At 47.9% G+C, this 2418-nt stretch carries 3 protein-coding genes; 2 read left to right on the top strand and 1 reads right to left on the bottom strand.

The annotated features are described in order from the left end of the window. Positions 1-89: 89 nt before the first annotated feature. Positions 90-566, bottom strand: coding sequence for a DUF29 domain-containing protein (locus KDK17_RS07630; protein WP_257287758.1), 477 nt, complete (start codon positions 564-566; stop codon positions 90-92). Positions 567-963: 397 nt separating this feature from the next. Here KDK17_RS07630 and KDK17_RS07625 point away from each other — a divergent pair, with 397 nt between their 5' ends. Next, positions 964-1452, top strand: coding sequence for a hypothetical protein (locus tag KDK17_RS07625; RefSeq protein WP_257281608.1), 489 nt, complete (start codon positions 964-966; stop codon positions 1450-1452). A gap of 287 nt (positions 1453-1739) precedes the next feature. After that, positions 1740-2418: polyamine aminopropyltransferase (gene speE / locus KDK17_RS07620; protein WP_257287757.1), on the top strand; the 679-nt coding region annotated here is incomplete at its 3' end.

The raw sequence follows: 2418 nt of genomic DNA, 5'->3' as shown, positions 1-2418 counted from the left end.
TTTATCCTCAATTTCTTGCAATCCTCGCTACGGACGCTTAAGTCCGACAGGCTGCAAGGCAGGTGAGTCGTCTTTCCGTTCCCCTGACCTTACGGCAACCAATTCTCTGTCATGATTTGTTCAAAATCCCAGGGACAGGTTTCAGGAAAACTCCTCTCATTCAGTCTCTGATGCGGCTGGACATAATCATTCATGGCTTGAATAGCCAGTTTCTTGCCACTGGCGAAAGCGTCGCCAAATACCTCACAGACTTTGTGATTCAGGTGGGAACGGTCCTGTAGCAGAATGACCAGCTGTTCCCTCTGTTCCCGGATGGCGCCTTTCCAGCTTCGGCAGCTATAAGGCTCTGGAAGCAACGGATTAATGACCTGAGTCTGGTACTGGTATTTGAGCAAGTGCAGCAAGAGAGTCGTTAGCCTGGATCGAAGGGTGTTTCGATCATTGCCCGTATCATCAAACTCCTCAATGACTCTCTCCAGATCAAGTTGATCAAAGCGCCGGTTGATCAAGTGATCTTTCTGTTGCTCTTTCCAGCGGTAAAAGTCAGTTTCGTACAGGTTTTCCATAAGCTACCTCCATTGCTCTTCCACTTTAGGCAAAAACAAAAAAGGGAGCAAAGGCGAACTAAAGATTCATGATGATACAGAGCATATTTTTGACCAAATTGGATTTTGGATACGACTATTATGGATTTTTGGTGTGACTATTATGAATTTCAATCACTCAGTCATATTGCGTATCGGCTGGGTAAGTCAGTAAGGACAAGACTCCCCGACCTGATCCTCCCAGACAAAACAAACAATTGACCGGCACAGTGATTAGCTTATCCGAGAAGGGTAGGGTAACGACTTAATCGAAGAAGAAACGGGGGATTTTCACGGTAACAAACAGAACATAGTACGTGACACGCGTCCAATTTCAAATTGATAATCCGCTCCGATTGTGGCAACCCGGAGAAACATCGTGGACGTAAAGAAAACCGTCATCTTTGCTGTATTCGCTGGTCTGGCCTGCACTCATGCTTCTTCCAACGGCGATTATGTCTGTGGCGATGATACATTGGAGTACCTGACCTTCAAGTTAGAGAACCATACCAGTGAAGACATGCTACTGGATATGGGGCATCCCAAGTATGGCATCATCGAAGGCGGCAGAACACGTTATACTGTGTTCTCTCAAGGATCTATCACGCTACACGGATGTAACGGCTCGATCCTTGCCGGATTTGAGACCTATGTGCATCTGTACGGAGAACAATACCGTCAAATGTTTGACTGGCATATAAACATGCCTCTCTTTAAAACCGACAACAGCATTAGCTTCAATCGCTATGAACCCAAGCATACCTGTGATGTGACCTACTCCTATGAAGGTCACGGTTCCCTGAAAATGCAGGCGCATCAAAGCTTTCCTGGCGATATGGCCTCAATAGTGGTGGCCTGTCACGATTGATGGCACCTGAATTGGATTACCAACACAGCTCCACGATGTGCACCCCCTGAGGGATAATGATTAAATCTGCCTCAGGGGTTGTCATCCTGACATTTCAAGGGTTTAATTCGCGCGTTCTAACAGCCTTGAGCTTGATCAAGGGTCGAGTCCCTCGCCAGAGTGAGGCACCTCTATAATGGTTCCAATTCACTGCTGGTCCTGAATTTCCAGACTCTCTACTGCTGTCCCGACAACTGGCTGGTTGGACCTTCCCGTTATTGAAGGTCGGTTTTAAAAGGAAAGGCATCATGCTAAAAGACAACACATACCTTGAGACCCTCTATGATGGCTACGGCCAGAGCTTTTCCGTCGATGAGATGCTGTTCGAACAGAAAACCGAACACCAGCATCTGGTCATATTCAACAACAAGATGTTTGGTCGCATGATGGCGCTGGATGGTGTTATCCAGACTACAGAGAAAGATGAGTTCATCTATCACGAAATGATGACTCATGTGCCGATCCTGACTCACGGAAACGCCCGGCGAGTACTGATCATCGGTGGTGGTGACGGTGGTATCCTGCGTGAAGTGCTAAAGCACAAAAACGTTGAGCACGTCACCATGGTTGAAATTGATGGCGCTGTGGTCGACATGTGCAAAAAGTGGCTGCCCAACCACTCCGCTGGCGCCTACGAAGACCCACGAGCCCACCTGGTGATTGACGACGGCATCAATTTTGTCAGTGACCGTGAAAAAACACCCGACGGCAGCTTTGACGTCATCATTTCTGACTGCACAGATCCCATTGGTCCTGGTGAAGTGCTGTTCTCTTCAGAGTTCTATGCTGGCTGCAAACGTCTGCTGAAAGAAGGCGGCATCTTTGTCGCTCAGAACGGCGTCTGCTTCATGCAACTGGAAGAAGTAGAAACCACCACCCGTCGTCTGGGCCATTATATGGATGACTGCTACTTCTACAGTGCTGCTG

This window comes from Endozoicomonas sp. SESOKO2 (assembly GCF_024606245.1).
In the GTDB taxonomy this organism is placed as follows: domain Bacteria; phylum Pseudomonadota; class Gammaproteobacteria; order Pseudomonadales; family Endozoicomonadaceae; genus Endozoicomonas_A.
Note: the sequence above shows the minus strand (reverse complement) of the source record. Positions and strands in the feature narration are given on the sequence as shown.

Coding starts and splice junctions, on each gene's coding strand:
- KDK17_RS07630 (WP_257287758.1), bottom strand. CDS start 566: ATGGAAAACCTGTACGAAACTGACTTTTACCGCTGGAAAGAGCAACAG.